Raw genomic sequence first — 26,802 nt, 5'->3', positions numbered from 1 at the left:
GGGTTGTTAGGAGGCAAGCGGTCAGCCCGCACGAGTAGTGAGCGGACGATTCATCGCGTTCGGTGTGAAACAAACGAAGCCCTCGTGCTGAATCTATCCTCTATATTCACCTATGGAAATTCTGCTAATCGATCAAACCACGTTTGCCAAGATAATTCTTCGGGCGACAAGGACTTGCTGTGGTTTTCTGGCCTAGAATCGACAACCGGCGAACCGGTGGCTACTGTCACAACCATCAGGCGGGGGACTTCCTGTTTGCGAGAGTAATCACTCACGCTGCCACCAGCCAGCCAATGAGCGCCGCCCCGGCGGCGCTCAGGCACTCACCCCTGGTGGATCGTACACCTCCTCACGGTCCAGCATATGATACATTGAAACCAGCAACTTCCGAGCGGTTGCCACAATCGCTGTTTTCGAGTTCTTCTTTCGAGCTAACCGGTTGTAGAACCGGCTAAGGTACTCGTCTTCGCATGTATGAACCGCTGTGTACGACGCTTGAACGAGCAGCCACCGGACCCGTCCTGACCCTCGCTTCGAGATGCTTCCCTCAAACCGCGAGTCGCCAGACTCGCGGATTATCGGGTTCAACCCGAAGTAGCTAACAACTTCCTTGGCCCGGTCAAACCGGTTGACCTCGCCCAACTCCGCGTAAATCGTCAACGCCGTAAAGTAACTCACACCAGGAATCGTCATCAGGAGCTGGGTCTCCTTCAGAGACCCAGCCCGCTCCTCGATCTCTGCTTCTAACGATTCGATTTGCTCGGTGAGCACCTGAATCAGTTCCAGGTACGACTCCAACAACGCGTCCCACGGTGCCGGGAGCGAGAGTTCCGCCAGGAACTCTCGTCCCTCCACACTCAACGGCTTTACCTCACGGGTGATACCGTGGTCACTCAACAAGCCATGGATCTTGTTCGCGTACTCAGTCCGGTTCTCAACGAGTTTCTGGCGCCCGCGCACGAGTGCGCGGGCTTGCCGAACCTCGTCGGTTGGAACGTAGCTTTCTGGAACCGAGCCTAACCGAAGCATTCGAGCGAGTTGTTTCGCATCAACGCGGTCAGTTTTCTTATCCGAGTCAGAGATCAGCTTCAATTCGCCGGGGTTAGCGACAGTCACATCCAGATACGCTGAAAGCGTATCGTGGATGTGGTAGTAGTTGCTGGTGGCTTCAAGCGCGGCTTTGGACCCAGCGTACCGCTGGGCAAAGTCGTCGAGGTTCGCGTTTTCGACGCGAACCTCTTCGACGATCTCACCGTTTTTGTCCAGTACTGCGATCTGTGAGTACCGCTTGTGTACGTCGATTCCAATGAACATTGGGCTCACCTTGGAACGCCGGTGCGTGAAACAGAGATTCACCTATGCGGGCTTTCCCGACTGCCGCTCCTGGCGGCAGTCGGGCTGTAATGCCCAGGACTCGGCTTCCTACGCACTCGGACCAGTCAGCAGCACGTGCTCTCGGGCACGGAATACAGCTCGGTCTCTTGCGTCCCATACTTGTTTCACGCTCTCATGGGATATAGCAGAATTTCCATCGAGTCAGCAGCGGTTTCCTGTCACGTTATCAAACGTAAGCACCACACGACATCAAAAGACGTCTGTAATCGATATCTTCGCCTGCTCAGTCCCGCGGTGATCGCCACCGTCGTGCCACCGGAGTAGTGGGAGGTTCGACACCTTCACCATCTTGTCCTTGACGATCGTGCAGCCAGACCGGCCGTGTGTCCGATAGACGACGAAACAGTACCGCCGTCAGCCCGCCGGGGTCGGTCGGGATACGCCCGGTAGACCTTGGAGTTTCCCCCGGCTGGCCGTCGCGGTTCTCGAGCATGGTGCCCTTGATCCCGACGGGAGTCCCGTTCAGAAAGCGGGCATCGTGCCAGCTACACTGCTCGAGCGTGAGCATGAAAGAATACGACCTGTCAACAGAAGAATCACAGAACTAGACCACTATTCGACCTCTTGGTGCATCACATAGTCACAGTCCCATTCATCTGATGGCCAGACGACGTGAGCCAACTGTCCCTCACCATCAGAGTTACTCACCCGTATTTCGCTGATTACGATCGAGCCACGCTCTGGTCGCACTTCGTGCGCGTATTCGTTGACGTTGATATCCACTCTCCCGTCGAGTTCCGGCAAACTGGTCGCGGTCGACAGATCCTGCACCAGACGTTGAGGCTCGTCGTCTGGATCGTCTAGCATCTCGAGTCCGAGGTACCGCACGAGAATATTGATGTGATCTGCTCGTCCGGTATGATCCTCGATGATGACGCGTGAACAGTCCCATTTCGTGAATTCGATACCGTTCTCTTCGATCGTCCGTGGTCGATCCAGATCCTCGTGATGATCGGTTGCCTTTGCTGCTGTGCTCCCAGCGGCAACACTGCCGAGGGCTGCCAGAATCACTCGTCGTGATCGTGGTTTTCTTCCCATGTGAAAAATTGCCACGACAGGCCCTCAAATAGCTCACAGTCCCTGAACAGGAGAGTCTAGTGGAGTGAAACTGATGTGCTGGCGGATGGTTTACCCAGGAATCAGTGAACAGGCACCCATTTGCAGCCCTATCATCTCGAGCCCCGACCCCTCCACCCGAAAACACGTTCATCATCCAACAAAATCCGCCTACAGTATCTATTCACAACCCACCAGAATCGCCCACCCAGACCCCCTCGTTTCGTGTGGAACCTACCCACACCCTCGAGTCTCAGGATAGGTCCACGCGTCCGCTCGTCGCGCTCCGGAGTCGGTCCCGAAGGGCGTCGCTCTCTGCGAGTGGGACCCGTACCTCGAAGCTGACCTCGGCCTCGTAGTCGGCGTCGAACTCGAGGCCCTCACTTTCCAGAATCCCGCGGACGGTCCCGGAGTCGTCGTAGGCGACCGTAATCGCCACGCGTTCGTGGGGGCGTTCCTCGACGATTCCGGCTTCCTCGACGGCCTCCTTCACTGCACGGGAATAGGCCCGGACGAGTCCACCCACCCCGAGGTTCGTCCCGCCGTAGTAGCGGGTGACGACCACGGCGCAGTTCTCTATGTCCTGCTGGGCGAGGACGTTCAACGCGGGTTTGCCAGCCGAACCGGAGGGTTCGCCCGCGTCGCTCGAGTATTCGCGTAGCAGGTCGCCGTCGGCGTCGGCCCGGACGCGGTAGGCGGGGACGTTGTGGGTCGCGTCGGCGTACTCCTCGCTGACGGCGTCGACGAAGGATTCGGCTGCCGCGACGCTGTCGGCGGGGCGAGCGTGGCCGATGAATTCCGAGCCCTGGACGGCGAACGAGGCCGTGGCCGGTCCCTCGAGGGTCTGGTAGGTTCCGCTCACCGTCGCCCACCCCTGGCGGTACTCGATGGTGCCGCGCTCGCCGTCACGATCATACCCAACAGTACGGGACCCGCGAAAAGAGCCCATCGGTCCCCGGGGCAGGCAGGCCTCGAGCAGCCGTCGCCGGCCGTGAGAACGCCCACCAGCCACGTCGGAGACAGGGCCAGAAGATCGTGATCACCCGACGGCGGAAATACACCCGTCAAACGACCCACAGACCGAGTCGAGGTGCGAAATCGTCGCCGTCCGACAGTCTCATAGGGAATGGTGTGCTATGCCAACGCATGGAGGGCGACGCTATCGACCAGACGCTCGCGGACGAACTGCTGTCGGTCTGTCGGACGACGGTTGGCGACGAGCTTCGGAGCATCTCGTACTTTACCGAAGACGACCTCGAACAGCTGTACCTGCGATCTGACCTCGATCGAACGGCGGATCTCGTCGGGTTTGCCGAACACGAGCGGCTTGGCTTTCGCTCGCAGTCGGCGTACCGAAACTCACAGCTCGGGGAGTACGAGGCGACGATTCGACTGTTCGAGAACGGCTACCTGTCGCGAGTGATCCGCGGCGATCACGGCGTCTGGGTGACCGTCGACGACATGTCGATGGAGCGATTCGAAGAGCTGACGAGCGCCCTCGAGTCGGTGCTCGAAAGTCACGACGTAATGGACGTCGAAGGTGAGTGACCGGACGCGTTCGCCAGCCCACCACCTGCTACTGTAGTTCGATCTTGCGCACGAACTCGAGGTCGCGAATGTCGGTGATGACCTCGCCGGAGAGGTCGTGGTCGGTGACCAGGTAGAGTTTGGGTTCGTCGGTGAACTCCGGATCCTCGCTGATCGTCTGGCGGATCGAGACGCCGTGGTCGGCGAGCGTCCCGGTGACGCCAGCGACGATTCCCTCCGCCTCGGCATCGTGGACCGTGATCGAAAGGACCGTCAGGTCGAGGACGGGCGCGAGGTCCATCAGGCTGGGCACCTGGGAGATGTTCTGGAAGATCCGGCGCAGTTCCGGGTCCTCGAGGATGACGTCCGTGGTCGAGTCGACGACGCGGCGATCGACGTCGATCTCGCGGGCGATGCCGGTGTTCGGTATTTCGATCCCCCCGGAGACGACTCGGCCATCGTCGTTGACCGAAAAGCCGCGCTCGAGCAGCAGCCGAATCACGGCCTGCTGGCTCGGCGACCCCTCGAATTTCTCCATGATCTCGTCGAACATGGCCGAATAGTACCACGCGGGCGGTATAAGGTGCGGTGATCCCGTGCACGCAGCGAACCGACGACACCAACGTCTGTGCCAGATGACGTGACAGTTCGGTCGACCGGACGTTTTTATCGTCCCCGGTGGTAGGCCCCCGACATGCGCCCGCTTCGAAGCTGCGACTTCTGTGACGCAGACGCCCTCGGAACGTTCGACGTCGTCCCGCCCGAACTCGAGCCTACCGAAGCCGAACGCCGGCGAGCCGTCCTCTGTGAGTCGTGCAAACAGCGCCTCGAGGTCCTGCTCGAGCCGTTGCTTGCCCGCGCGAGTCCGGCGGAGGGTGGTGACGAACCCGGGTCCGACGGCTTCCCCGCCGGTCGGACGTCGAACCAGCAGCCGGATCGCACCCTGACGGACGACGATAGTGCTGGCACCGCAGCCGAACCGAACCCCAGCGACGCGCCCGGTCGCGATCCTCGAGCGCTCGAAGCGGTCGATCCCGAGCCGGTCGACCCGGAAGCGGACGAGCCAGAAGCGACCGACGCCGAAGCGGATCAACCGGGATCGGTCGTGGCGTCGGCCGACGAATCGACGGAGAAGCGGCGGCAGCGAAGACGGCCGAACGCGTCTCTCACGACACCCGAAGAGAGGACAGGTCCCGATGAAGCAGCCGGGACGGACGCGGGAGACGATCCGTCCGAACGCGCTCGAGTCGACGGGGCCGATGGGACCACGGAGCCGGATGCGACCGGTGAACGGACGGGGATCACGTTCGACGAAACCGCCGCGGGTGAGTCGGGACAGGGCAACGCCGCCGGGAGTACACCGGTCGAACCGGAGGGGGGCCGCAGTGGTGTCGTGAGAGCCGACGAACCGGTCGAGGGAGACGCTGACGAATCCGAGGCGAGCACCGACGACGTCGAGCAGGGTGACGACACCACCTCGAGCACCGCGAGCCACGCGGACCCGACGGACGACGGCCGGACGCAGTCGACGGTCGACCGGCGAACGGTGGCCAAGGTAATCCGCCTCCTGCAGAACCGCGACCTCCCGATCGAGCGCGTTGCCGCCGAAGAGCTGGCCGCGAGCGCGTACGACCTCGAGGATCACGAGGCGGAGGCGATCGTCGACCGGACGCTCGAGCGCGGGACGTTCCTCGAGCAGGGAGGCGAACTTCATCGCGCCTGAGGCGTCTCGGGCCGAAGTACGCACGAGCAGACTCGAGAAGAGCGAACACACGGGGAGCCGAAGCCGGAGCGACCGATCAGCCGTCGAGCGTCCCTTTGGTGCTCGGCGTTCCCTCCCGTCGTTCGTCGATCCGCGTGGCGTCGTCGAGCGTCCGGGCGAGGGCCTTGAACAGCGCCTCGACTTCGTGGTGTGCGTTCTCGCCGTCGACGGCGACGTGGAGGGTCAGGCCGGCGTTCATCGCGAGTGACTCACCGAAGTGGCGGGCCATATCGCTCGTGAACTCGCCGACGGTGTCCTGGGAGAACGAGCCCTCGAAGTAAAACCGGGGGCGACCACTGACGTCGACGACGGCGCTCGCGACGGCCTCGTCCAGTGGAACCCGCCGGTCTGCGTACCGGACGATCCCGGAACGGTCACCCAGCGCCTCGTCCAGTGCCGTCCCGACGACGATCGCGACGTCCTCGACGGTGTGGTGGTCGTCGACCTCGAGGTCGCCGTCGCAGGTGAGCTCGAGGTCGAAGAAGCCGTGTTTGGCCAGTGCCGTGAGCATGTGATCGAAAAATCCGATTCCGGTCTCGACGTCGGCGGTGCCGGTGCCGTCGACGGCGAGCGTGCACTCGATCTCGGTTTCACCGGTCTCGCGGGTGACGGTGGCCGTACGGGCCTCGTTCTCGTCACCGTTCGCGCTCGCACTCTCGTTCATGTCCTGCCGGTCGCACCACGGATACAAGGGGGTTGCGCTCGCCGCAGTGCCGTCACGATCCGGTCGCGACGGGTCGACCGGTAAGAGTCACGACCAGCCGCGCTCGCGAGGGGAACAGCTACCCAGTCCCTCCCATCCCAGGAATAACAGATTGGTGAGAGAACGTCGGATCGGTGGCGTTCCAGTGTTGATCGTGTATAGATCGTTCACAATCTCGAGATACAGCGTTTCCATCGAGTATAAAACGTCTCGAGACCTCTCGAAGCGTCACGAAATGTCGTAGGACGTCCGTTAGCAGGGTGAAACGGGTCGAAATAGAACCAATATTCAGCCCGTTATATGATGTGCAAGGTGAATGTCTCTCTCGAGACGAGGTGACCACCCTGTGACTAACCCCTCCCCGCTCACGAACGAATCGCTCACGCCGTCGGGCCCCGAGACGGATCAGAGCGACGGCCGAACCCTCCTCGAGACGATCAAGGGACCCGCCCAGTTCCTCTCGTTCTGGATCGCGATCGCCCTGCCGTTCGTCCACGTCCCGCTGCTCGCGCAGGGACTCGGTGATCCGGCCGTCACCCTGACTTTCCTGGCCCTGCTCGGCGTCAACGTCCTCGCGCTGTACGTCGGCCACGGCTACAATCAGCACTAGCGCCCGCAACTGCCCTGAACGCCCGCTGTTGCCATCTCGTTCTACCTTCTGTCAGCCCCTGTAGCCGATCTGGTTCTCCGTATCCAGGATCCGTCTTCGAGAGACGAGTCAGCCGCGGTTCAGTACGTACCGCCGCTACGTTCTTGTGGCTCGGGCGGACAGTATCTCTCGATGAGCAACGACGTTTCGGTGGCGGCCGCGAGCGAGCGCTGTGGTGCCGTCATCGATCGGATCAGCGACGCGGTGATCACCGACCGTTCGTTCCTCGAGCACGTTCTCACGGCCGCGCTCGCGCGTGGGCACGTCTTGCTGGAGGACGTCCCCGGGACGGGTAAGACACTGACGGCGCTGACGCTCGCTCAGGCGCTCGGCCTCGAATTCAGTCGGATCCAGTTCACCCCGGACCTGCTACCGAGTGACATCACCGGCTCGCACGTGTTCAACGAACAGACGGGCACGTTCGAGTTCACGGCGGGGCCGGTGTTCGCGAACGTCGTGCTGGCCGACGAGATCAACCGCGCGCCACCCAAGACGCAGGCTGCGCTGCTCGAGGCGATGGACGAGGGGCAGGTGACCGTCGACGGGACGACCCGTGAGTTGCCGGATCCGTTTCTCGTGATCGCGACGCAGAACCCGGTCGAACAGGAGGGGACCTTCGAACTGCCGGAGGCCCAGCGCGACCGGTTCATGGTGAAATCGTCGATCGGCTACCCCGATGCGGCGGGCGAACTCGAGTTGATCGAGCGGCGGAGCCGCCGGGAGACGAAGATGCCCTCGGTCGAACCGGTGCTCGACACGGACGGCGTACGAGCGCTCCAGCGGGTTCCAGAGCGGGTGACGATGGAACGGCCAGTGCGGGAGTACCTCGTGGAACTCGCGCGGGCGACCCGGACGGACCCCAGAGTCGAGATCGGGATCTCGCCGCGAGGCATACAGCGGTACTTCGAGGCTGCGAGAGCGCGAGCGGTGATCGCCGGCCGTGAGTACGTCGTCCCCGACGACGTGAAACTGATCGCCGAGCCGGTGATGCAACATCGGCTCGTGTTGACGACCGACGCCCGTATCGAAGGCGTCGACGGGGCGACCGTGGTCCGGGACGTGCTCGAGCGCGTCGAGGTGCCGGCGGTCCAGCCCTGATCCCGGCGAGTCACTCAGTTCTGCCAGTTCGTTTCGTTCTCCGGGTCTGTTGGACCCGTCGAGTCCGCCGGGTCAGGAGAGTCTCCCAGAAGCTCTCGGTCCCGCCGAAGGTCCCGCAGCGCCCGATCGATCGCCTCGGCCTTTCGCGGCTCGATCTGGCCGATGCGGGAGATCTCCTCCGGGGTCGCCGCCTCGAGGTCGCCGACGGTCTCGAAGCCGGTCGCCCGGAGGTTCCGGGCCTCCACGTCGTCGAGGACTGGAATCGTCGTCGACGTCACAGGGCGGGGATCGCCCGCCGACCGCCCGCCCGCATCGGGCTCGGCGACGCGGCCGGTCCGCACCGCTCGTCGCTTCAGGACGATCCAGACCGCGAGCAAAGCGACGGTGAGGCTGAGGACGATCGTGATCCCCGTCTGGACGGTGACCGCTTGGGCGGCAACCCGGAGCCCCAGCACGAACGCAACGCTCACCGCCGCAACCACGGCCGTTCCGGTGACGTGGACGAGCGCCGGACGGCGAACCGGCGCGTCTCGAGCGAGTTCGTCGGTGATCGCGACGCCGTAGCTCGCGGCGTCCCAGGCGACGATCGCACAGGCGACGGGAAGGACGATCACGAGCGTCGTCGCCCCTCCGAGCGCGACGAAGACACTTCCGAGAACCAGCGCGCCCGCGCCGAGCGCGCCCGGTGCCGCCCGGTCGGGGAGGAGCGCGACCGCACCGGTGAGCCAGATCGATCCGAGCACTCCGGTGACGAGGCCGACGACCGCCGTCGTCGCCACGGCCGCGACTGCGACGCCGTTCGGCGGGGCGAGCAGCGACGCCGGCTCCTCGAGTCCGTCCTCTCTCGACGCGAATCCGAGGTCGGCCAGCGCCGGTCGGAGCATCGATTCGAACACTGGCGGGTAGGCGGCGATCAGCACCAGGGCGACGATCGCGCCGCCCGTGAAGACCGGAAGCCACGGGAGGAGTCGGCTGTGGCGCACCCGGTGCAGGATCGGGAGCCGCGAGACGGCGTACAGCACGACGAATGTGGCCACGATCGCCACCAGCGGGAGGCGGAGCGCCGGTGTCGCCGCGAGCGCGATCGAGAGCGACTCGAGGCCCTCGAGGGCGAGTTCGACCTGAGACGCGTACGAGTCGGCGTGGTCCTCGACGGTCTCCACGATCGAGTCGGCGACGGCGATCGTCGCGGCGATGGCGAGACCGAACGACAGCGCGGCGAGACCGGACCAGCGTGTCGCAGACCGGATCGCGGCGATACGCTCGCGGGCGTCCTCCCGCCGGTCTCGCGGAACTAGGTCCGGGATGGGAAGTCGGGAGACGACGACCGAGACGAGCCAGAGCGTTCCCGTGAGGACGAGGACGAACGTGACGAGAGCTCCGGTTCCGGGCTCGGGTGTGAGCAGGGGGCCGGTGACCGTGTTCGCGTCGACGCCCCCGACGTCGCGCTCGAGCCAGATCGATCGGAGCGCCTCCGTGTAGAGCGCCGAGACCACGGCGATCGGGATCGAGGTCGCGACGGCAATCGGGATGGCAGCCCGGACGGCCCCGTCGCCGATCGCGCCGGTGACGGTCGCAGTCGCACCGAACGCCGCGAGGGCGATGGTCACCACGACGGCGCTGCGGGCGATCAGCGCGAACGGCTCCCCGCCCTCGAGTGCCGCGAGACCGATCGCGCCGGTGAGCGAGACGGCGGCGAGGACGGTCAGGACGCCCCCGACGGCTCGTCCGCCCGGTGTTCGGCGATTGGCCGCCGTCACCAGCCCGGTGAGCAGGCAGCCGGCGACGGCGGCGACGATTCCCGGCAGGAGCGCGTCGGCACCGATCGCGAGGACGGTCACGCCAACGACGGTCGCGAAAATCGTCGCGATCGCGGCCACAGGCGCGCTGACTGTCTCGTCCCCGTTACGTTCGCGAGTCACACTCGAGTTCGGTCTGGCTCCGCGACGGGTCGCCATCAGCGGATCACCTCCCCGAACCCGTGCTCGAGCGCGGACGCGAGGGTCACCGACGGGTCCCAGTCGACGACGGGGGCGTCCACCCGGCGGAGTCGCTCGAGGCGAGCGTTGCGACGGACGCTGGCGAGTCGAGCGCCGACGTCGTCTCGGGCGGTCACGTCCGGCGAGACGACCGAGAGGGGGTAGCCCCGGCGGCGCAACGCGAGTGCGAGGTCGACCACGTGGTCGTCGACGACCGGCGTGCAGACGACGAGCTGGGCGTTCGGCGGGAAGAGCGCGTCGAGGTGGTCGGCGGCTCGAGCGCCGCCATCTGCGCGGGCGTGGACCTGCGGAGAGGTTCTGGGTTCGCCTCTCGGTCCGTTCCCAGCGCGGGTCGCGTCGTCGGCTGGGCTGGTTCCACGGGCCGCGACGGCGTCACAGACGCGCGCGACCCGACCACCGACGTCGGCACCCATCCCGGGTTCGACGTACGCCGGCGGGCCGGTGTAGACGCCGGGGATGTCACCGGCGATTCCGAGGGCGGCGACGCCGACACTGTGGCCCATCGACGCGAGCGCGCTCGCGGTGACGACGCCGGCGTACGCCGAGAGGGTGACGCCGTCTGGATGTCCGTGAGCCGCCGCCACGCGGGCCTGCTCGCGCCCGTCGACGACGACGATGACGTTCGCGGCCTCCTGTTCTCGGTATCGGACGGTCCCGAGTTCGCCCGTGCGGGCGTACCGCCGCCAGTCGATCCGGTTCAGCGGATCGCCCTGCTGGTAGTCCCGCGTCGAGTGGAACTCGTAGCCCGGCCCGCCACTGTCGGTCGCGACTGCGCCGACGAACGGGATCGTCCGGCGGTGCAACGGCAGCCCGTCGACCGGGACCGTACACTCGAGGGCGTCGTCCCCGGCGGCAGCAACCGAGGCGGTGGCGACGGCGGTCGCGCTCAGGCTCCGGACGCGCACCCACGTCTCCTCGAAGGCGTACGAGCCCCGACGGGGGCGCAGCACGTACGAGAGAGTGGCCTCCTCGCCGGCCCGGAGGGTCACCGCCTTCCTCGCTGTTCCCTCGAGCACCTCGAGTTCGTCGGGAACGCCGTCGATCACCCGCACGTCGGGCAGCGTCCGGTCGCTCTCGTTTCGAACCGTGAGCGTCACCTCGACGCGTTCACCCGGCAGCGGCGTTGCGGGCGTACACTCGCGCTCGAGGCCGAGTACCGCTTCCGGGTCGGAAACCGACGAGAGCGCGGCGTAGGCCAGGACCGTAATCGGCACGATCGCGGCGAGAACGAGACCGGCCGAGCCGACGAGGAAGCCGGCCGCCACGAGGACGATCGAGGCGATCACCGCCGAGTGCCAGCGCGGGACTCTACGCATCCTCGCTACCCCCTTCGTTTCCACTCGAGCCCGCACCCGTTCTGGCGTCGTCGACCGCCGCCCGGGCATCGGCGTAGCGCTCGAGTTCGGCGAGCGTTCGCTCGAGTCGGCGCTCGACGGTCCGACCGGGGAAGAGCCACGCCCGGAGGCGGTGCCAGAGCGTGAGCCGGCCAGCCCGCTCGTCGCCGAGAAAGGTCGCGGCGATCCGGTCGTCGGTCCAGGCACCGGTAGCGATTCGCTCGGCTGCCGCCTCGGGTGAGTGCCCGCGTGCAGTCTCGACGGTCGTCAGCGCGTCCCGAACGTCCGCGCGGATCGGGTCCGTGTCGACCGAGCGGCCGCGCTGGAGGGCCTCGATAATCCGGTCGACGTCCTCGCTCGTGCGCTGGCCGACGACCGCGACGTCTGTCGCTGCAGTCCCGCGGGCGTCACTCGCCGCAGTTGCACGGTTGTCTCGAGTCGGAGCACTGTCGCCGACGTCGCTCGCCCCGGAAAAGTACGACCGCCAGATGGCGAACAGACCGACGAGCACGCCGATGGCGAGCAATGCGAGGTCGGGGTCGAGCGAGCGCTCGAGCGTCAGAATCTGGTCTTCGATTGCAGGCGGGACGAGACCGGGGACGACCGCGAGTAGCGCACCGAAAACGAGCGCTACCAGCGCGACGCAGACGAGGAGGGCGTCGAGGAGCGATCGACTCACGACTCGTCACCTCCGGTGGCGTCGCGGTCGAAGGGGCTCTCACCTGCCTCCGGGGGAATGCTCGAGTCCGCCCCGGTGTCCGACTCGAGGTCCTCAGATCCATCGCTATCGACCGCGTCGACGGCCGACCGAACCCGCTCGAGGCGCTCGTCGTCCGGCGCCCGCCGGCCGTACTCCACGTCGCGGAAGGCGTCGACGACGGTTCGAACGGGGCGCTCCGGCAGTCCCTTTCCGACCGCGTAGCGGCCGACCTCGCCTGGCGTCTTCGTGCGCAGGCTCGGGGGCCGGACCAGCCGAACGAACTCCGCCCAGAGATCGCGCACCCTCGCGGCGACCGTCTCGTCGACGCCTCCCGTGGAGCCCTCGGTCGAGCCCGCCCCATCTCCAGATCGCGAAGACTGGACGCGCTCGAGGCGGTCCTGCGAGGACGCGAGCAGCGCGGCGACGGTCGCACGCAGCCAGCGCCAGAGTCGTCGCGGATCGAGCGCGGCCAGCGCGACCAGTCCCCGGTCGGCCAGCGCCCGTGGCAGGCCGATCAGCCACCGGGCGGCCCGCTCGAGTGCGCGAAGGACGCTCCGGGACTGGGTGGCGACCCAGTGGCCGAGACGCGCGATGCCGTCGGCGAGTCGGACGACGGCGTCGACGGCCCGGTTCCCGAGCGAGGCGACGAACGCGACGATGCGCGCGGGAAGCGAGCGGACCGCGTCCCGTGAGACCTCGACCCGTCCGGCGACCGTCCGGGCCACGAGTGCGACGGCTCCAACGACGACCAGTCCGAGGATCGCCGCGTTCCGGTAGAGGCCGTCGACGGTCGTCTCGGCGGTCGCCCCGTCGTGGCTCGCTCCGATCGTCGCCGCGCCCGCGACCGGGAGGTCGACGCTGGCGGTCCCGTTCTCGGTCGTTGTGACCGCCGATCCGGTCTCGTCGATGTCGGCGTCGCCACCCGCTGCGAGGGCGATCGTGGCACCGTCGACCGGCTCGTCGCCATCCGTGACCGAGACGTCGACCGTCCGTCCGGGGAGCGCGAGGAGCGAGTCAACGTCGACCTCGAGCAGTCGGACCGGGACCACCCGTTCGGCACGGATCTCGTCGCGCTCGACTGCGACGGTCGTCGTCTGGGCCTCGTCGTCGCCGTCCGCGTCGCCGTCGTCGGCGACCGATTCGGGAACGGTAACCGTCGCCGTGCCGTCGTCGTCGGTCGTCCCGACTTCCTCGCCAGCGATCAGGACCGTCCCCTCCGGAATCGGCACGTCGTTTACCGTCGCCGTCACCGTCGTCTCCGCACCCGCGACGAGTGGGTCGTCGACCTCGAGAGCGGTCTCGGCGGTCACCTCGAAGGTGTCGTTGGCCGCCTGCGGCGTGACGCCCGGATCGAACGTCGTGGCAGAGAGCTGTGGACCGCCCGACCCGGGCGCACCGGCCCCGCGAACGATCGACGGCTGGCTCGCACCGTCGGGATCGATCGTCACCTCGAGTTCGGTCGTGTACGGGACCGTCCCCGTCACCCGGCCGTCGACGTCCGTCGTTCCCACGGAGTCACCGTCGAAAAAGACCGTTGCACCCTCGAGGGGCTCGCCGTCCTCGGTGACGGTGACCGTCGCCTCGCCGCCGGGCGTCAACTCGTCCTCGACGGAGATGCCGTAGCTCGCGCCTGCCTCTCCGTCTGCGCCGTCCTCGAGCAGGTCGCGCTCGTCATCCGCCGGGGCTTCGGACTCGTCCTCACCGCCTGCGGCGGCGTCGTCGCCCCCGTCGCCGTCGACACCGTCACCGGCATCGTCGGTTCCGTCGTCCGACGTGGTCGTGTCCGAATCGTCGTCTCCGACGTCGAACGTCGCTTCGTCACTGTCGTCAGCGGCACTGTCGTCCGCAGCGCCGTCGCCGTCGTCTGCCTCGGCGTCGCCAGCGTCGCCGTCCGATTCGCCGCTGTCGCCGTCTGCGTTCATCGACTCGTCGCCGTCGACACCCTCACCAGATCCGTCGTCTCCGAACGCTGGGTCGTCCGCCTCGCCACCGTCTGCCGTCCCGCTCGTATCGCCGTCGTCGAACGATCCGTCCGACTCGTCGCCGGCGCCCTCGAGGTCGTCGCCATCCCCACCATCGAATTCGCCGTCGACAGCGTCCGCGTCCCCGTCCGCACCGTCGGATACGCTCTCGCCGTCAGCAGCCGCCTCAGACTCCTCGGCTCCCGGTTCACCCGACTCGGGGTCGGCGTCCTGGGCCTCGAGACCGGCTTCGGGGCCAACTTCGTCTGAATCTGCACCCGCTCGACGGTCGTCCGGGAGAGCCCCAGTCTCGCCATCGTCGGCATCACTCGTCTCTGCGCCACCCCCGTCAGTACCGTCCGCGTCCGTTTCGCCACCGCCTTCACCGACCTCGTCGCCTCCATCGCCACCACCCGGTGGGCCCTCCTCACCCAGCGATGGAAGCTCGCTCGAGTCGCCGGCACCGTCCCCCACGCCGTCGAAGGCGTCGCCGAGCCCAGCGCCGCCGAGTGCGGGGGCAGCGACAGCCGTGAGCGCGAGGATCGCGACCGCGAGGCCGACCAGCGCGACCTGTCCCCAGTCCGGACCGATCCCCGAGGGTTCCTCGCCCACGTCTCCTGAACTATCCATTCTCATCCCTGCCCCTCGTTCTCTTACGTATCTCGAGACTGAAACATATAAAAGCACTCGGCCGTCCAGCCGCCGAGCGGCGGACGGTCTCGGCCGACGTATCGTCGTATCGACCGGTAGGCAGACGTGACTCCCGGTAGGCAGACCATACGTCACGGACAGCCGCGTATTTCCGGCCAGCGAACAGGAACCACCGGCTACGAGTCGCGCTCGCGGCCACGACGGTTCTCGAGCGGCCGGGTTCCCTCCCGAAGCGCCTCGAGACGCGGCGTCGAACCGACGCCGGCGAGGACGACGACGGCGAACACCGACTCACCCTCGGGCCGTGGCGCGTCACCGGTCAGGATCGCCGCCGATCCCGTCTCGGACTCGAGGCGCGACCGGCCGTCGGCAATCGCCTGGCGGTTGAGCCAGGCCGGCGGGCCACCGACCAGCAAGAGCGCTCGCTCGGCTGCCTGCGGTTCACAGTCGAGGGTGAGCCGCCCTCGAAGGGCTTTGCCGATTACAGTCTCGACCGCGCGGACAGCCTCGCCCGTATCGACGTGCTCTCTCGAAGCGAAGATCCCGAGGCCAAAGCGGGAGCCACCGCCGGTTTCGACCTGCTGGGAACCGTAGCCGATCGTGGCGACGGCGGTCTCGGAACCGAGAATCCGTCTGACGTCGCTCGCGTCGACGACGCTCTCTGCCTGCGGGGTCCCGCCGGCATCGTCGGCGACCGCTGCGAAGAACGCCTGCACGCGCGTCGCGAGGTCGGCGTTGAGCCGGTCGCGAACGTCGTGGAGTCGCTCGCTATCTCGCACCCACGCGTCGTTGTCGAAACAGAGGACGGCGTCGGCCAGTCCGTCGAGCCGATCGAGCGTCCGCACGGCGTTCTCCTCGGCGAACGGGCGGACCTGCCGGACGTCTTCCCGATCGGGGGTCGCGTTGCCACCGCCCGCCCGCGGCTCGAGGCGGTCGTCCGCCGACTCCTCGAGTTCGCTCCGTGCCGGGAGCGTCGCGAGGACGTAGACCGGGGCGTCGTAGAGCCGCTGGAAGTTCGAGACCAGCGCCGGGACCGTCCCGCCGCCGGTCGCCCCGCCGAGTCCGACGCAGACGAGAAACGCGTCGGCGATCGAGGGCTGGCCGGCGTCGAGCTGGCGACTCAGTTCGTCGGCGTACTCCTCGCCCGTCGCAAACCCCTCCTGGAGGTTTCCCTCGAGTCCGTTCTCGATCGTCTCTCCGTACCGGTGTCGTCTCGCGACGGGGATCGATTCGAGCGCCGTCACGGCCTCGCCGTCGGTGTCGAACGCGTACGCGGTGCCCACGAACGAAGGGGTCGCACCGTCTTCGGCCCCGCGAGCGTCGGCAGCCGCGATCGCGTCGGCGATCCGACCGCCGGCCCCGCCGACGCCGATCACCTCGAGTTGCATGTTCGGTAGCTCCGCAGTCCGGGGATTTGACGTTTCCCCTCGCGTCAGACGTGCGTCTGTCGCGCGTCGTTCCCTGCTCGGATTGGGTCAGGGTGTCACCCGTTCGATCGACCACCACTCGAGGTCGCCGTCGTCGGGCCACTCGCCCGTCAGAGCCCCGGGATCGTCGCCAAGCGCCACCGACACGTCTCCGACCAGCGCGAACACCATGGTCTTGCGGACGCCGTGGGCCAGTCGAACGTCGAGTGCGAGGTCCCGCGGTTCGAAGACGTGCTCGTCGGGGTGGACCCGGACCAGCAACTCGGAGTGACCGAGGTCGTCGACCGACTCGACGTCGGCGTAGGTCCGGAAGTCCGCGCCGAACTTGTAACCCGTCTTCGGGACGACGCCGCGGTCACGGAGCGCCGTGTACACCGCCAGCCGGCGATCGAATCGCTCACCCTCGACAGTCCGCCCGCGCTCGTACACCGTCGTCGGCTCGAGGTCGATCGCGCCCCGCTCGGCCAGGTAAGTCGCCTCGAGCAGCGAACACTGGAGCGTGGGTCGGTCGTACTCCCGGCCCTCCAGCGGTTGTCCGTAGAACGTCGATTCGTAGAGGGACACGGGTGGGTCCCAGACGACGACGCGGTCGGCCAGCAGGTCGGCATCACAGTTCGCGGGGAGCGAGTCGGCCGACGAGCCGCGGGGATCGGCCTGACTGACGTCGAAGTAGGTGATCTCACTCTCCTCGTCGACGACCGCGAGGACGCCCGCCCGGAGTTCGGTTGCCGGAATGTCGGTCCGTTCGCCGACAACCCGCAGGGCGTACTCGACCTCGCCGTCCTGAGGGCCTTTTCCCCGCGGGAAGACCGCGAAGTCGGCGGCAGGCGGGTCCGTGACCCACGGCTCGGCGGCAGGCGAGAGGTAGAATCCGCGCGAGCGCAGGTCCGCGTAGACCAGAAAACGGACGCCGAAATCCGCGCCGGGTTCGCGCGCGACGAACGCCCGGAAGTCCAGTCGTGCTCCCGACTCGTCGACGACGGCCTCGAGGTCACCCCTGAAGAGCAGGTGAGCCGCCTCGACCGGTGCCAGTGCGATCTCGTTGCCCGACCTGGGATAGCCGTAGCCCCGCGAGTCGTAGTAGCGCTGGCGTGCGTCGCCACCCACGCGGACGACGCCCCTCTCCTCGTCGAATTGCCCCTCGAGTCCCGTACCCATAGGGAGGCGTTCGGCGGCGGGCCTAAAGTGCGTACGGTTCGGCGGGCATCCGGTTCGCCTCCAGCGAGGTGCACTCCTCGCCAGCGGCGATCCGACGATGGGCGTCGATAGAGCGTGGTCACTCGGTGGACGCCTCGAGTTCGGGTGACGGCTCGCCGTCCTCGAGCGTGGTGTCGGCGTCGCTCACCGGTTTGGCACCAGCGTATTCCTCGCAGGTGGCGTCCAGACAGCGCCGGCCGGTGGTGGTGTCGAACGTCGGAAGCCCACAGGCGCACTCGCCGTCGACGACGCCAGTGGGGACCACGAACCCTGAATCGCAGTCGGGGTAGTGCTCACAGCCGGCGATGAGGCCGCCGCGTCGGAGAATCCGGAGGTCGCCGTCGCAGTCGGACGCTGGACAGTCCCACGCGCGATCGAAGGCCGTCTGAACCGCCTCGTCGAGTGACTCACAGTCGCGGTCGAGACAGACGTTGAACGCGAGGCCGCGTTCGACACGCATCCGTGGGAGGCCACAGTCACAGCGGTTGCCGTCGGCGTGGATCGTCGCGTCCGTTGGGACGCCGTAGCGGGTGCCACAGCCGACGCAGTGGACGCCCTTCGAGCGCACGAGCGCGCCGTCGCAGTCCGGGCAGGTGCCGACCGGCGTTCCCGCAACCGAGCCCGGATAGTGGGCGAAGCCGTCCTGTTCGTGGGCGGCGATCCGGAGGGTCTGGTCGGCTTTCTTCGCGACCAGCGCGAAGTCGTTGGCGCGGTCGCTCGAGACGGTGTCGGCTCTGGTGAGCCAGGCGACCGGCTGGTAGCCGTCGACGTCGTGGACGAGGACGGTATTGTCGGGTTTGACGATCGTGGTCACCCGACCGCGATACTCCTCGCGGTCGGCCCCTTCGGCGATGACGGTGCAGTCACCCGCGAGGACGCGAATCGACTCGTCGATCATGCCCCGGTTGGGCCCGGGTTCGTACTTAAACCCGCGGGTGCCCGGACGGGCTGAACGGGCCGGGGAAACACGTTTCCCTTCGACTGGCGAGGAAACGGTATGGTCGACACGACTGCCGAAATCGTCGTCTTCGACGGCGTCGACGAACTCGACGCGATCGGGCCCTACGAGGTCCTCGAGAACGCCGCCCAGGCCGGTGCCAGCGTAGAGACGAGTCTCGTGACCCTCGAGGAGACGGACTACGTAACCGCAAGTCACGACCTCCGGTTCGAACCACAGGGAACCCTCGGCGAACCAGACCTGTTGATCGTCCCCGGTGGCGGCTGGACGACCGCGAACGAAGGGGTGCGAGCAGCGGTCGAAGACGACGGGCTCCCCGACGCCGTCGACGCCTGCTACACCGCCGGGTCGACGGTCGGCTCGGTCTGTACCGGCGCGATGGCGCTGGCGGCAGCCGGCCTGCTCGAGGGGCGGCCGGCCGCGACCCACCCCGTCGCCGTCGACGACCTCGAGGCCCACGCCGCGAACGTGGTCGAGGAGCGCATCGTCGACGACGGGGACGTGCTGACGGCTGGCGGCGTCACCTCCGGGATCGACCTCGCGCTGTGGCTGGTCGAGCGGGAGTTCGGCGAGGCGATCGCCGAGTCGGTCGCCGACGAGATGGCTCACGAGCGCCGAGGGGAGGTCTTCGGCTAGACCCAGTCGGCGGATTTATTCGCCGGCGGGAAGATATGCGGTGCATGGACGGCACCGAGCGCGACGACCGCTCGAGCGGGGACGACGACGGCGGATTCGAGTTCGGTTCCGAGCCGCGACCCGTTTCGGAGGAGTCGACCGTCGAAGAATCGCCGGACAGACGACGTACCGAAAACAGCGAGCGACGCATCAAAGTCGACCTGCGGGACGGATCGACGCAGCGAGAGCGGTCACCGGACGCGACGGACGCCGTCGGACGAGGCGGACGCGGTCCCGGCCGCGGCCCTGCCCCGGGTGCCGGTGCCGGCCCGAACGCGCTGCGTAACTGGACGGTCCTGCTCGCGCTCCTCGGGTTGACGTCGTTCGTGACGGCCATCGTCGCCCTCGAGGCCAGGGACGCCTCGATTGCCGCAACCGGGGCCTCGCTGCTCGGCGTGGTCTTTCTCGTCGCCGCACTCGCCGCCCGTCGGTTCCCCGCAGTCGCCGACGTCCTCTCTGCGGGCTGGATCGAACACCGTCGCACGACCTGGTTTTCGATCGGGCTGTTCGCGTTCGGAATCGTCATCGGCGGGCTCTTGCTGGCCCTCGGTGTCGACCTCTTCGAGTTCGTCTTCGAGATGCTCGAGGAGGAATTCGAGGAGCTGGTACCCGAGGATCCGGAGGCCGACGAGGCGGCCCAGATCGAGTTCACCGCGACGTTCTTCATCGCGAATAACTCGATTCCGTTCCTGATGACGATCGTCGGCGCGCTCTCGGTCGGTATGCTAACGCTCGCCATTCTGGTGTTCAACGGCGTGATCGTCGGCAACCTCGGCGCGGCGATGGCCGGCCTCATCGGGATCGACTACGTCGTCCTCGGACTCGCCCCCCACGGAATCTTCGAGCTGGCAGCCATCTTCCTCGGTGCCGCGGTGGGCTTTCGGATCGTCTCCCGGTTCGCCGAGCGGATCGCCGGCCGTCGTGACGCGTTCTTCACGCGCGCATACCTCTCCCAGACCGCCGCGCTCGTCGTCTTCGCGTGGCTCTTGCTCGTACTGGCCGCGTTCGTCGAAGCCTACGTCACCCCCGAACTGCTCGAGTTCTTCTTCGCCGAGCAACTCGAGGGTGAAAGCGAGGAACCGGGACTGCCCTGACCGACCAGTAGTGCCAGCTGACAGGAAGAACAGGATCGTATTTATCCCCGAGTGACCGATCAAGAGACGTGACGATCGTCGTCCCCTTCGACGGCTCGCCGCTCGCCGAAGCGGCGCTGGTCCGTGCGACCGACCTGTGTGACGCCCTCGAGCAGCCGGTACTGGCGGTGAGCGTGATTCCGCGGGGTAACGCCAAGTACGCGAGAGAGCGAGGCTGGCTCGAGCCGGGTGAAGCGTTCGACGGGGATGCCATCGTCGGCTCGCTCCACCGGCAGGTCACCAGTCTCGCACCCAGTGCGAACTTCAGACACGAGGCCGTCGGTCGGTACGCACCGACCGGCTCGATCGCACGGACGATCCGCCGGGTCGCAATCGAAGAAAACGCCTCGATGGTCGTTCTCGGCAGCGAGAACGCCGGCCGGATCGTTACCGCGATGTCGACCGTCGGGACGAACGTCGCGGCCGACGACCGCTACGACGTCCTCATCGTGCGCCACGCGACGCCGGCACGGGTCGCGCGAGTCAGGGCCTGAGACGGATTACTGTAACGATTTACCGGCGCACCCGCCGACCGGGTCGTGGGTGCGCCGGAAATGACTTACAGTAAACCGTATGAAACGTCGAAGCCGACTTGATCGGTGACGCCCGACGTGACGATTTTCGAGACACCTCAGCGACGGAGCCACGCGAGCGGCCGGGTGATGGCCGGCCGGTACTCCTCGTGTGGGTCGTAGGCCGCGAACGCGAGGCTGTTGGTCATCACGCTCACGCTCGAGGTGGCCATCGCGAGTGCAGCCAGTGCGGGATTCAGCAGGCCGAGCGAGGCGATGGGGAGCAGCGTCGTGTTGTAGACGAACGCCCAGAAGAGGTTCTGGCGAACCTTCGAGATGGTGGCCTCCGAGATGTTGACGGCCTTGAGGACGTCTGCGGGGTCGTCTCGCATCAGGGTGACGTCGGCGCTCTCGATGGCGACGTCGGTCCCGGAGCCGATGGCGACCCCGACCTGTGCGGTGGTGAGCGCCGGCGCGTCGTTGACGCCGTCGCCGACCATCATCACTCGGCGGCCCCCTGTCTCGCGCTCGCCACCTGCCGTGGGACCGTCCCCAGCCTGCAGGACATCGACGTGGTCGGCCTTGTCCTCCGGAAGCACCTCCGCGCGCACGTTCTCTGGGTCGATCCCGACGTCTTCGGCGACCGCACGAGCCGTCCGCTCGTTGTCACCGGTGAGCATCACGACGTCGATACCGCGATCCCGGAGTTCGGCGACCGTCTCGCGGGCGCTCTCGCGAACCTCGTCGGCGACCGCGAGGACGCCGCGTAACTGCCCGTCCACGGCAACCGGCATCGCCGTCTTCCCCTCGCTCTCGAGCTGGCTCAGGGTCTCCTCGGCGGGAGCCGTGTCGACGCCGTTGTCCTCGAGGAGCGTCCGTCGGCCGATCAGGACCGTCCCGCGGTCGGTCTCGGCGCGAACGCCTTTGCCGGGGACGTTCTCGAAATCGGTGGGCGTGTCGACGGCGACGTCGCGCTCGTCAGCCGCCTCGACGATGGCGCGAGCGATCGGGTGCTCGGAGCCGGATTCCGCGGTTGCGGCCGCCCCGAGGACGAACGACTCGAGCGGTTCCTGTCGGTCAGGTTCCGGGCCAGTCGCCGCGTCGCCGTCGCCAGCGACCGCACCCCCGTCTGCGATCGGCTCACCGACCGGTTCGACGTCCGTGAGGACCATCTCGCCGTGGGTGAGCGTCCCCGTCTTGTCGAAGACGACGGTGTCGATCCCCCGGACCTGCTCTAAAACGTCGCCGCCCTTGAACAGGACGCCGTTGGTCGCCGCGAGCGTCGAGCCGACCATCGTCGCTGCGGGAGTCGCCAGCCCGAGCGCGCAGGGACAGGCGATCAGCAGCGCCGAGGCGAGCACGACGACGCTGAACTCGACGAGTGGGACGCCGACGTCGGTGCCGGGGACGGCGACTGCGGGTCCGCCGCCGACGGGCTCGAGGATCGGAATCCACGAGCCGAGCCACGAGGAGACCGCAAACAGCGTCTCGGGTGCGGCCAGCCAGAGCAGCGCCCAGACGACCGCGTTGACGATCACCGCGGGGACGAAGTAGGCGCTGACGCGGTCGACCAGCCGCTGGATCTCGGGCTGGCGCGACTGGGCCTCCTTGACCCGGTCGACGATCTGCTGGATCGCCGTCTCCGACCCGACGTTGGTCGCCTCGACCAGCAAGACGCCGTTCTCGTTGATCGTCGCGCCGACGACCTCGTCGTCCGCACCCTTCTCGACGGGGACGGACTCGCCGGTCAACATCGACTCGTCGACCGCGCTCTGGCCGTCGACGACGACGCCATCCGTGGGAATCTTCTCGCCCGGCCGGACCTTCAGCACGTCACCGGGCCGGACCTCCTCGAGTGGGACCTGCCGTTCCTCACCGTCCCGTACGACGGTTGCCTCGTCGGCTTCCATCTCGAGCAACTCCCGGAGGGCGTTGCCCGCACGGGCCTTCGAGCGAACCTCGAGCCAGTTGCCGAGCGTGATAAACCAGAGGATGAAGGCGACGGCCTCGAAGTACAGCCCCTCGCTCGCGACGAGGCCGGCGAGGACGGCCGTGCTGTAGACGTAACCGGCGCTGGTCCCCATCGCGACGAGCGTGTCCATGTTCGCCCGGCGGTCGTGGGCGAACGCCCGGTAGGCCCCGACGACGAACTCCTTGCCGAGGGTGGCCATGAGCAGCGTTGCGAGGACGAACTCGAGCCAGCCCGGCGGGTGGGCGATCGCCATCGGGATCGGCGAGGAGGCCCCGGCGAGCGCGTACAGCATCTCGATCATCATCGGGACGAACGGGAGCGTGAGCAGCCCGCCGCCGACCACGAGGCGGCGCTGCCGGCGCAGTTCCCGTTGGACGGCGCGCTCGCGCTGGTCGTCGGCCCCGTCGTCGCCGTCCTCGCGAACCGGTTCGTAGCCGGCGCCCTCGATCGCCGCGTACACGTCACCGAGGCTGGCGTCGACCGGGTTGTACGCGATCCGTGCCTCGTCCGACGCGAAGTTGACGTCCGCCCGGAGCACGCCCGGAAGTTCCTCGACGGCGTCGGCGACGGCCCCCGAACACGTCGCACACGACATGCCCATCACGGTGATCGTGCGCGTCTCCGCGGCCGCCTCGAAGCCCGCGTCGTCGATGGCCGCGTATATCTCAGAAAGCGAGACCCGCTCCGGGTCGTAGGCGACGGTCCCCTCGTCCGTCGCGAAGTTGGCACTCGCCTCCTCGACGCCCTCGAGGTCCGCTACGGCGTCCTCGACGGTCCCCGAACACGTCGCACACGACATCCCCGTGATCTCGAGGTGCGCTCGTCGCCGTTCCATAGCCGAATATTGGGCTCGAAACACAAGACCATTGCTTTCCGACGACACGCCCGTCGACGCGCGGCCGGTTCGAGGACCGCGTGCGACCTGTCGACGGACACCCGATGGCGGACCGACGACGGAGAGGCTCGACACCCCACCCGGCGTACGCGTGCCCTACCACCATACTCGCTCACTCCAACCGACGAGTATGGCAATCCCCGGTTACGATTCGAGCAACGTCGCGACGGCCTCCCTCGAGTCCGTGGGCGCGGCGGTGAGCGTCGTCGCCGCGGTCGTCCCCGACTCGTTCGGCCTCGAGCGCAGCGATCGCGACCCGCCGATCGACGCCCTCTCGCGGACGGTCGACCTCCACGGCGTCGAGGACCTGAAAGCGGTCGAGGCGGTCCGGCTCTCGCTGGCGTACGACCCGTCGAAACTGCCACCGGGTGCGAGTCCGACCGACGTGGCGGTCGCCGTCAGGGTCGACGACGATTCCGACCCGGATGGTGCAGACGAGGAGACCGGCTGGGTCCCCCTCGAGTCGACCGTCGACCTCGAAAAGACGACCGTCGAGGCGGTGCTGAGCGACCGACCCCCGGGGTCGACAGTCGTCGCCGGCTACGACGACAGCGGTTCGAACGGCGGACCGACCCTCGGGTAGCACCGAATCCATCGAAAATCGATCGACCGTCGAGTTTCCGCCCCGAGCGATCGCGACCACCGGTTCACTCGAGCGCGCGCCATCCTCGTGGAGGGTTCTCGCTGGAACTTCGGGCAACACTCGCCGCTCGGCGGTCGACCCCCGGTGGACGAACGGCCACAATATTACCACGGTGAGGAACGATCCTCGAACTCGAGATAATAATACACATTATACCAGATTGCATATCTGACGATCCGACCTATTACAGGCTGTTTTTAGACGTTCATCAACACTAATCCTTATATTGGACAGTACCCTCCCAGACAAACGTGATTCAGAACACAAACCCACCCCATTTCGGGGAAAGTGTGGACGTTCGTTCGGAAGTCCGGAGTAGTCGCCAACGTGACGCGGAACTGGAGGGATCGAGATGATCGATCCGATCGTACTCGAGGCCACCGCGTCGGACCTCGAGTCACTCGCCACCGGCATGAACCTGATGTGGGCGCTCACGGTGACGTTCCTCATCTTCTTCATGCACGCGGGCTTCGCGATGCTCGAGGCCGGGCAGGTCCGCTCGAAGAACGTCGCGAACCAGCTGACGAAGAACATGCTGACCTGGGCGGTCGGCATCTTCGTCTTCTTCGTCATCGGGATGGGAATTTCGAACAACGTCGGCGCGGCGCTCGGTGGGGGCGAGTCGAGTCCGCTGACGATGTTCGGCGAGGGCTCGTTCGACTGGGCGATGTGGCTCTTTAGCGCGGTGTTCGCGATGACCGCCGCCACGATCGTCTCCGGTGCCGTCGCCGGCCGTGCGAGACTGCGCGCGTACGTGACCTACACGTTCCTGCTCGCAGCGGTCATCTACCCGGTCGTCGCGGCGATGGTCTGGTACGCTCCAGGCGGCGAACCGATCCTCGCCAGTCTCGGCTTCGCCGACTTCGCGGGCGGGATGGTCGTCCACGGCGTCGGCGGCGTCGCCGGTCTCACCGCGGCCTGGATCCTCGGTGCCCGCATGGACAAGTACAACGACGACGGCAGTACGAACATCATCCCCGGTCACTCGCTGACGTTCGCCGTGCTCGGGACGCTGATCCTCTGTTTCGGCTGGTTCGGCTTCAACGTCGGCACGGCCGCCACGGTGATCGATCCCGGAACGTTCGAACTCGCCGACTTCGACTACGTCGGCAGCGTCGCGATGGTCACCGCCCTCGGGATGGGCCTTGGCGCACTCGGTGCCTCGGTTGTCTCCATCCTCGTCAACGGCAAGGTCGACACCCTCTACGTCGCAAACGGCATGCTCGCCGGCCTCGTCGGCGTCACCGGTCCGACTGACCTCATCACGCCGATGGGTGCGATCGCCATCGGGTTCATCGCCGGCGCACAGCTCCCGCTCGTGTTCCGGTTCGTCGAACAGACGCTCAAGATCGACGACGTCTGTGCCGTCTTCCCGGTCCACGGCTCCGCCGGGATGCTCGGCCTGATCCTCTACCCGCTCTGGTCGATCAACGGCGCCCCGATCGGTGACGGCCTGATCGCCGGCGGCATCCTCTCGATCGAAGCCGCCGCCTTCGGCCCACAGATCGTCGGCGTCGCCGTCATCACGGTCTGGACCGTACTCGCGACCGCCGCCGTCTGGGGCGCGCTCAAACTGGCCGGCCAGGCTCGAGTCACGGAAGATCACGAGCGTGACGGCCTCGACATCGCCGAACACGGCGTCGACACCTACCCCGAGTTCGGTGGGCCGGACGTCGCGACCGACGGCGGCAGCGAGCCCGTCATCCGCACTGACGGCGGGACCCCGCCGAACGACGGCGAGCTCAAGATGGTTACCGCGATCATCCGTCCAGATCGCCTCGGTGCGGTGAAGAAGGCCCTCGCAGAGACCGGCGCGCCCTCGCTGACGGTCACCAACGTCTCCGGTCGCGGCTCTCAGCCCGCGAAGAAAGGCCAGTGGCGCGGCGAGGAGTACACGGTCGACCTCCACCAGAAGGTCAAGATCGAGTGCGTCGTCGCCGACATTCCAGCCGAGGAGGTCGTCGACGCCATCGGCGAGGCCGCCAACACCGGCGAACCCGGCGACGGCAAGATCTTCGTGGTCCCCGTCGAGGGCGCCTACCAGGTCCGCACCGGAAAGACCGGGCAGGACGCCGTCTGAACTGCCACCCCTTCCCGGAGTCTAGCGTACCGGCGCGACGGATTAGCAGTTTTTATTAATTACTACCGCATAGTTGCTATTGCCGTGTCCACCGTGCCACCGACGACCAGTCCGGGAGTGATCGTCGTTCACAGCCGACAATTCGCCCTCAAGGCGGCGATCATCGGCTGTTTACTCGGCGCTACTACCGGCCTCACGATCGATGGCCCGATCCACCTGCAAGGACTCGTCGGAGCGCTCGTCGGCGGACTCGTCGCCGGCTCCACCTACGTCGCACTGCTCGCGCTTGGCCGTCGCCTCCTCGAGTCGGCGAGCCATCACACGGCACCACGGCCCACTGCCGACGACGCGGGCCCACCTGCGGCCGACTGATCGACTCACCCTCGCTGGGGCAGCTACCGGAGCTTCGAACTGGGGGTGGCGACTCGAGTGCGGTCTCGTGATCGCAGGTGCCAGCCCGTCGTCGATGTCGAT

At 67.1% G+C, this 26,802-nt stretch carries 23 protein-coding genes and 1 pseudogene; 10 read left to right on the top strand and 14 right to left on the bottom strand.

Translation table 11 applies throughout. The features are described from left to right. Positions 1-315: 315 nt before the first annotated feature. The 4 genes and pseudogenes from B1756_RS08700 to B1756_RS08685 form a co-directional block, all read right to left on the bottom strand. Positions 316-1,314 (bottom strand): IS110 family RNA-guided transposase, encoded by a 999-nt coding sequence (locus tag B1756_RS08700; protein ID WP_086888190.1) that lies wholly within the window; start codon positions 1,312-1,314, stop codon positions 316-318. A 270-nt stretch (positions 1,315-1,584) separates the two neighbouring features. Then, positions 1,585-1,894: pseudogene (locus B1756_RS19855) on the bottom strand (PD-(D/E)XK family putative nuclease); the annotation flags it as partial. Between the two features lie 53 nt (positions 1,895-1,947). After that, the gene (locus B1756_RS08690; protein ID WP_086888189.1) at positions 1,948-2,433 is read right to left on the bottom strand and encodes a hypothetical protein; all 486 of its coding nucleotides are present in this window, start codon (positions 2,431-2,433) and stop codon (positions 1,948-1,950) included. Positions 2,434-2,704: 271 nt separating this feature from the next. Then, positions 2,705-3,313 (bottom strand): IMPACT family protein, encoded by a 609-nt coding sequence (locus tag B1756_RS08685; RefSeq protein ID WP_086888188.1) that lies wholly within the window; start codon positions 3,311-3,313, stop codon positions 2,705-2,707. 284 nt (positions 3,314-3,597) lie between these two features. Here B1756_RS08685 and B1756_RS08680 point away from each other — a divergent pair, with 284 nt between their 5' ends. Continuing rightward, on the top strand, positions 3,598-3,999 hold the full coding sequence (locus tag B1756_RS08680; protein WP_086888187.1) for a DUF7522 family protein: 402 nt from the start codon (positions 3,598-3,600) through the stop codon (positions 3,997-3,999). Positions 4,000-4,027: 28 nt separating this feature from the next. On the opposite strand, the gene B1756_RS08675 is transcribed toward B1756_RS08680, so the two are convergent. Beyond that, positions 4,028-4,531, bottom strand: coding sequence for a TrpY family transcription regulator (locus B1756_RS08675; protein WP_086888186.1), 504 nt, complete (start codon positions 4,529-4,531; stop codon positions 4,028-4,030). 141 nt (positions 4,532-4,672) lie between these two features. On the opposite strand from B1756_RS08675, the gene B1756_RS08670 reads away from it, so the two are divergent. After that, positions 4,673-5,701 carry a prolipoprotein diacylglyceryl transferase gene (locus tag B1756_RS08670; protein ID WP_086888185.1) on the top strand — a complete coding sequence of 343 codons (1,029 nt, stop codon included), beginning with the start codon at positions 4,673-4,675 and terminating at the stop codon, positions 5,699-5,701. A gap of 76 nt (positions 5,702-5,777) precedes the next feature. Here the strand turns inward: B1756_RS08670 and hisB are convergent, their stop codons facing one another. After that, entirely contained in the window at positions 5,778-6,404 is a 627-nt protein-coding gene (gene hisB / locus B1756_RS08665; protein WP_086888184.1) for an imidazoleglycerol-phosphate dehydratase HisB, read from the bottom strand. A 385-nt stretch (positions 6,405-6,789) separates the two neighbouring features. Here hisB and B1756_RS08660 point away from each other — a divergent pair, with 385 nt between their 5' ends. After that, positions 6,790-7,053, top strand: a complete 264-nt coding sequence (locus B1756_RS08660; protein ID WP_086888183.1) for a DUF8028 family protein — start codon at positions 6,790-6,792, stop codon at positions 7,051-7,053. Between the two features lie 171 nt (positions 7,054-7,224). Further along, positions 7,225-8,190: an AAA family ATPase gene (locus tag B1756_RS08655; protein ID WP_086888182.1), complete on the top strand. Its 966-nt coding sequence runs from the start codon at positions 7,225-7,227 to the stop codon at positions 8,188-8,190. Between the two features lie 14 nt (positions 8,191-8,204). Here B1756_RS08655 and B1756_RS08650 read toward each other — a convergent pair whose 3' ends face one another. The 7 genes from B1756_RS08650 to B1756_RS08620 form a co-directional block, all read right to left on the bottom strand. Next, positions 8,205-10,148: a DUF7519 family protein gene (locus B1756_RS08650; protein WP_152031282.1), complete on the bottom strand. Its 1,944-nt coding sequence runs from the start codon at positions 10,146-10,148 to the stop codon at positions 8,205-8,207. Continuing rightward, on the bottom strand, positions 10,148-11,506 hold the full coding sequence (locus tag B1756_RS08645; RefSeq protein ID WP_086888180.1) for a DUF58 domain-containing protein: 1,359 nt from the start codon (positions 11,504-11,506) through the stop codon (positions 10,148-10,150). The genes B1756_RS08650 and B1756_RS08645 overlap by 1 nt, the downstream gene beginning before the upstream one ends. After that, a complete protein-coding gene (locus B1756_RS08640) occupies positions 11,499-12,203 on the bottom strand; it encodes a DUF7269 family protein (protein WP_086888179.1) in 705 nt (234 codons plus the stop codon). Before B1756_RS08640 ends, B1756_RS08645 begins: the two co-directional genes overlap by 8 nt. Beyond that, the gene (locus B1756_RS08635) at positions 12,200-14,815 is read right to left on the bottom strand and encodes a DUF4129 domain-containing protein (protein ID WP_152031281.1); all 2,616 of its coding nucleotides are present in this window, start codon (positions 14,813-14,815) and stop codon (positions 12,200-12,202) included. Before B1756_RS08635 ends, B1756_RS08640 begins: the two co-directional genes overlap by 4 nt. Positions 14,816-15,012: 197 nt before the next feature. Then, positions 15,013-16,224 carry an FtsZ/tubulin family protein gene (locus B1756_RS08630; RefSeq protein ID WP_086888177.1) on the bottom strand — a complete coding sequence of 404 codons (1,212 nt, stop codon included), beginning with the start codon at positions 16,222-16,224 and terminating at the stop codon, positions 15,013-15,015. 87 nt (positions 16,225-16,311) lie between these two features. Then, positions 16,312-17,421 carry a tRNA-intron lyase gene (gene endA / locus B1756_RS08625; protein WP_086888176.1) on the bottom strand — a complete coding sequence of 370 codons (1,110 nt, stop codon included), beginning with the start codon at positions 17,419-17,421 and terminating at the stop codon, positions 16,312-16,314. Between the two features lie 118 nt (positions 17,422-17,539). After that, positions 17,540-18,358, bottom strand: a complete 819-nt coding sequence (locus B1756_RS08620) for an endonuclease NucS domain-containing protein (protein ID WP_086888175.1) — start codon at positions 18,356-18,358, stop codon at positions 17,540-17,542. Positions 18,359-18,457: 99 nt separating this feature from the next. On the opposite strand from B1756_RS08620, the gene B1756_RS08615 reads away from it, so the two are divergent. The 3 genes from B1756_RS08615 to B1756_RS08605 all read left to right on the top strand — a co-directional run bounded on the left by B1756_RS08615 (position 18,458) and on the right by B1756_RS08605 (position 20,720). Then, positions 18,458-19,054, top strand: coding sequence for a DJ-1/PfpI family protein (locus tag B1756_RS08615; RefSeq protein WP_086888174.1), 597 nt, complete (start codon positions 18,458-18,460; stop codon positions 19,052-19,054). A gap of 44 nt (positions 19,055-19,098) precedes the next feature. Continuing rightward, entirely contained in the window at positions 19,099-20,187 is a 1,089-nt protein-coding gene (locus B1756_RS08610; RefSeq protein WP_086888173.1) for a stage II sporulation protein M, read from the top strand. Between the two features lie 68 nt (positions 20,188-20,255). Continuing rightward, a complete protein-coding gene (locus B1756_RS08605; RefSeq protein WP_086888172.1) occupies positions 20,256-20,720 on the top strand; it encodes a universal stress protein in 465 nt (154 codons plus the stop codon). A gap of 137 nt (positions 20,721-20,857) precedes the next feature. On the opposite strand, the gene B1756_RS08600 is transcribed toward B1756_RS08605, so the two are convergent. Continuing rightward, a complete protein-coding gene (locus B1756_RS08600; RefSeq protein ID WP_086888171.1) occupies positions 20,858-23,545 on the bottom strand; it encodes a heavy metal translocating P-type ATPase in 2,688 nt (895 codons plus the stop codon). A 190-nt stretch (positions 23,546-23,735) separates the two neighbouring features. Between B1756_RS08600 and B1756_RS08595 the strand changes: the two genes are divergently transcribed. The 3 genes from B1756_RS08595 (at position 23,736) to B1756_RS08585 (ending at position 26,700) form a co-directional block, all read left to right on the top strand. Further along, entirely contained in the window at positions 23,736-24,188 is a 453-nt protein-coding gene (locus B1756_RS08595; protein WP_086888170.1) for a hypothetical protein, read from the top strand. Between the two features lie 412 nt (positions 24,189-24,600). Continuing rightward, entirely contained in the window at positions 24,601-26,328 is a 1,728-nt protein-coding gene (locus B1756_RS08590) for an ammonium transporter (RefSeq protein ID WP_086888169.1), read from the top strand. 93 nt (positions 26,329-26,421) lie between these two features. Next, positions 26,422-26,700 carry a hypothetical protein gene (locus B1756_RS08585; RefSeq protein ID WP_161493162.1) on the top strand — a complete coding sequence of 93 codons (279 nt, stop codon included), beginning with the start codon at positions 26,422-26,424 and terminating at the stop codon, positions 26,698-26,700. Positions 26,701-26,802: the final 102 nt, after the last annotated feature.

The sequence above is a fragment of the Natrarchaeobaculum aegyptiacum genome (assembly GCF_002156705.1).
Taxonomy (GTDB): domain Archaea; phylum Halobacteriota; class Halobacteria; order Halobacteriales; family Natrialbaceae; genus Natrarchaeobaculum; species Natrarchaeobaculum aegyptiacum.
The sequence above is the reverse complement of the archived record's forward strand: the minus strand, read 5'-3'. Positions and strand labels throughout refer to the sequence as shown.

Coding starts and splice junctions, on each gene's coding strand:
- B1756_RS08700 (WP_086888190.1), bottom strand. CDS start 1,314: ATGTTCATTGGAATCGACGTACACAAGCGGTACTCACAGATCGCAGTA.
- B1756_RS08635 (WP_152031281.1), bottom strand. CDS start 14,815: ATGGATAGTTCAGGAGACGTGGGCGAGGAACCCTCGGGGATCGGTCCG.
- B1756_RS08650 (WP_152031282.1), bottom strand. CDS start 10,148: ATGGCGACCCGTCGCGGAGCCAGACCGAACTCGAGTGTGACTCGCGAA.
- B1756_RS08615 (WP_086888174.1), top strand. CDS start 18,458: ATGGTCGACACGACTGCCGAAATCGTCGTCTTCGACGGCGTCGACGAA.
- B1756_RS08600 (WP_086888171.1), bottom strand. CDS start 23,545: ATGGAACGGCGACGAGCGCACCTCGAGATCACGGGGATGTCGTGTGCG.
- B1756_RS08655 (WP_086888182.1), top strand. CDS start 7,225: ATGAGCAACGACGTTTCGGTGGCGGCCGCGAGCGAGCGCTGTGGTGCC.
- B1756_RS08595 (WP_086888170.1), top strand. CDS start 23,736: ATGGCAATCCCCGGTTACGATTCGAGCAACGTCGCGACGGCCTCCCTC.
- B1756_RS08670 (WP_086888185.1), top strand. CDS start 4,673: ATGCGCCCGCTTCGAAGCTGCGACTTCTGTGACGCAGACGCCCTCGGA.
- hisB (WP_086888184.1), bottom strand. CDS start 6,404: ATGAACGAGAGTGCGAGCGCGAACGGTGACGAGAACGAGGCCCGTACG.
- endA (WP_086888176.1), bottom strand. CDS start 17,421: ATGGGTACGGGACTCGAGGGGCAATTCGACGAGGAGAGGGGCGTCGTC.
- B1756_RS08675 (WP_086888186.1), bottom strand. CDS start 4,531: ATGTTCGACGAGATCATGGAGAAATTCGAGGGGTCGCCGAGCCAGCAG.
- B1756_RS08590 (WP_086888169.1), top strand. CDS start 24,601: ATGATCGATCCGATCGTACTCGAGGCCACCGCGTCGGACCTCGAGTCA.
- B1756_RS08630 (WP_086888177.1), bottom strand. CDS start 16,224: ATGCAACTCGAGGTGATCGGCGTCGGCGGGGCCGGCGGTCGGATCGCC.
- B1756_RS08680 (WP_086888187.1), top strand. CDS start 3,598: ATGGAGGGCGACGCTATCGACCAGACGCTCGCGGACGAACTGCTGTCG.
- B1756_RS08610 (WP_086888173.1), top strand. CDS start 19,099: ATGGACGGCACCGAGCGCGACGACCGCTCGAGCGGGGACGACGACGGC.
- B1756_RS08690 (WP_086888189.1), bottom strand. CDS start 2,433: ATGGGAAGAAAACCACGATCACGACGAGTGATTCTGGCAGCCCTCGGC.
- B1756_RS08620 (WP_086888175.1), bottom strand. CDS start 18,358: ATGATCGACGAGTCGATTCGCGTCCTCGCGGGTGACTGCACCGTCATC.
- B1756_RS08645 (WP_086888180.1), bottom strand. CDS start 11,506: ATGCGTAGAGTCCCGCGCTGGCACTCGGCGGTGATCGCCTCGATCGTC.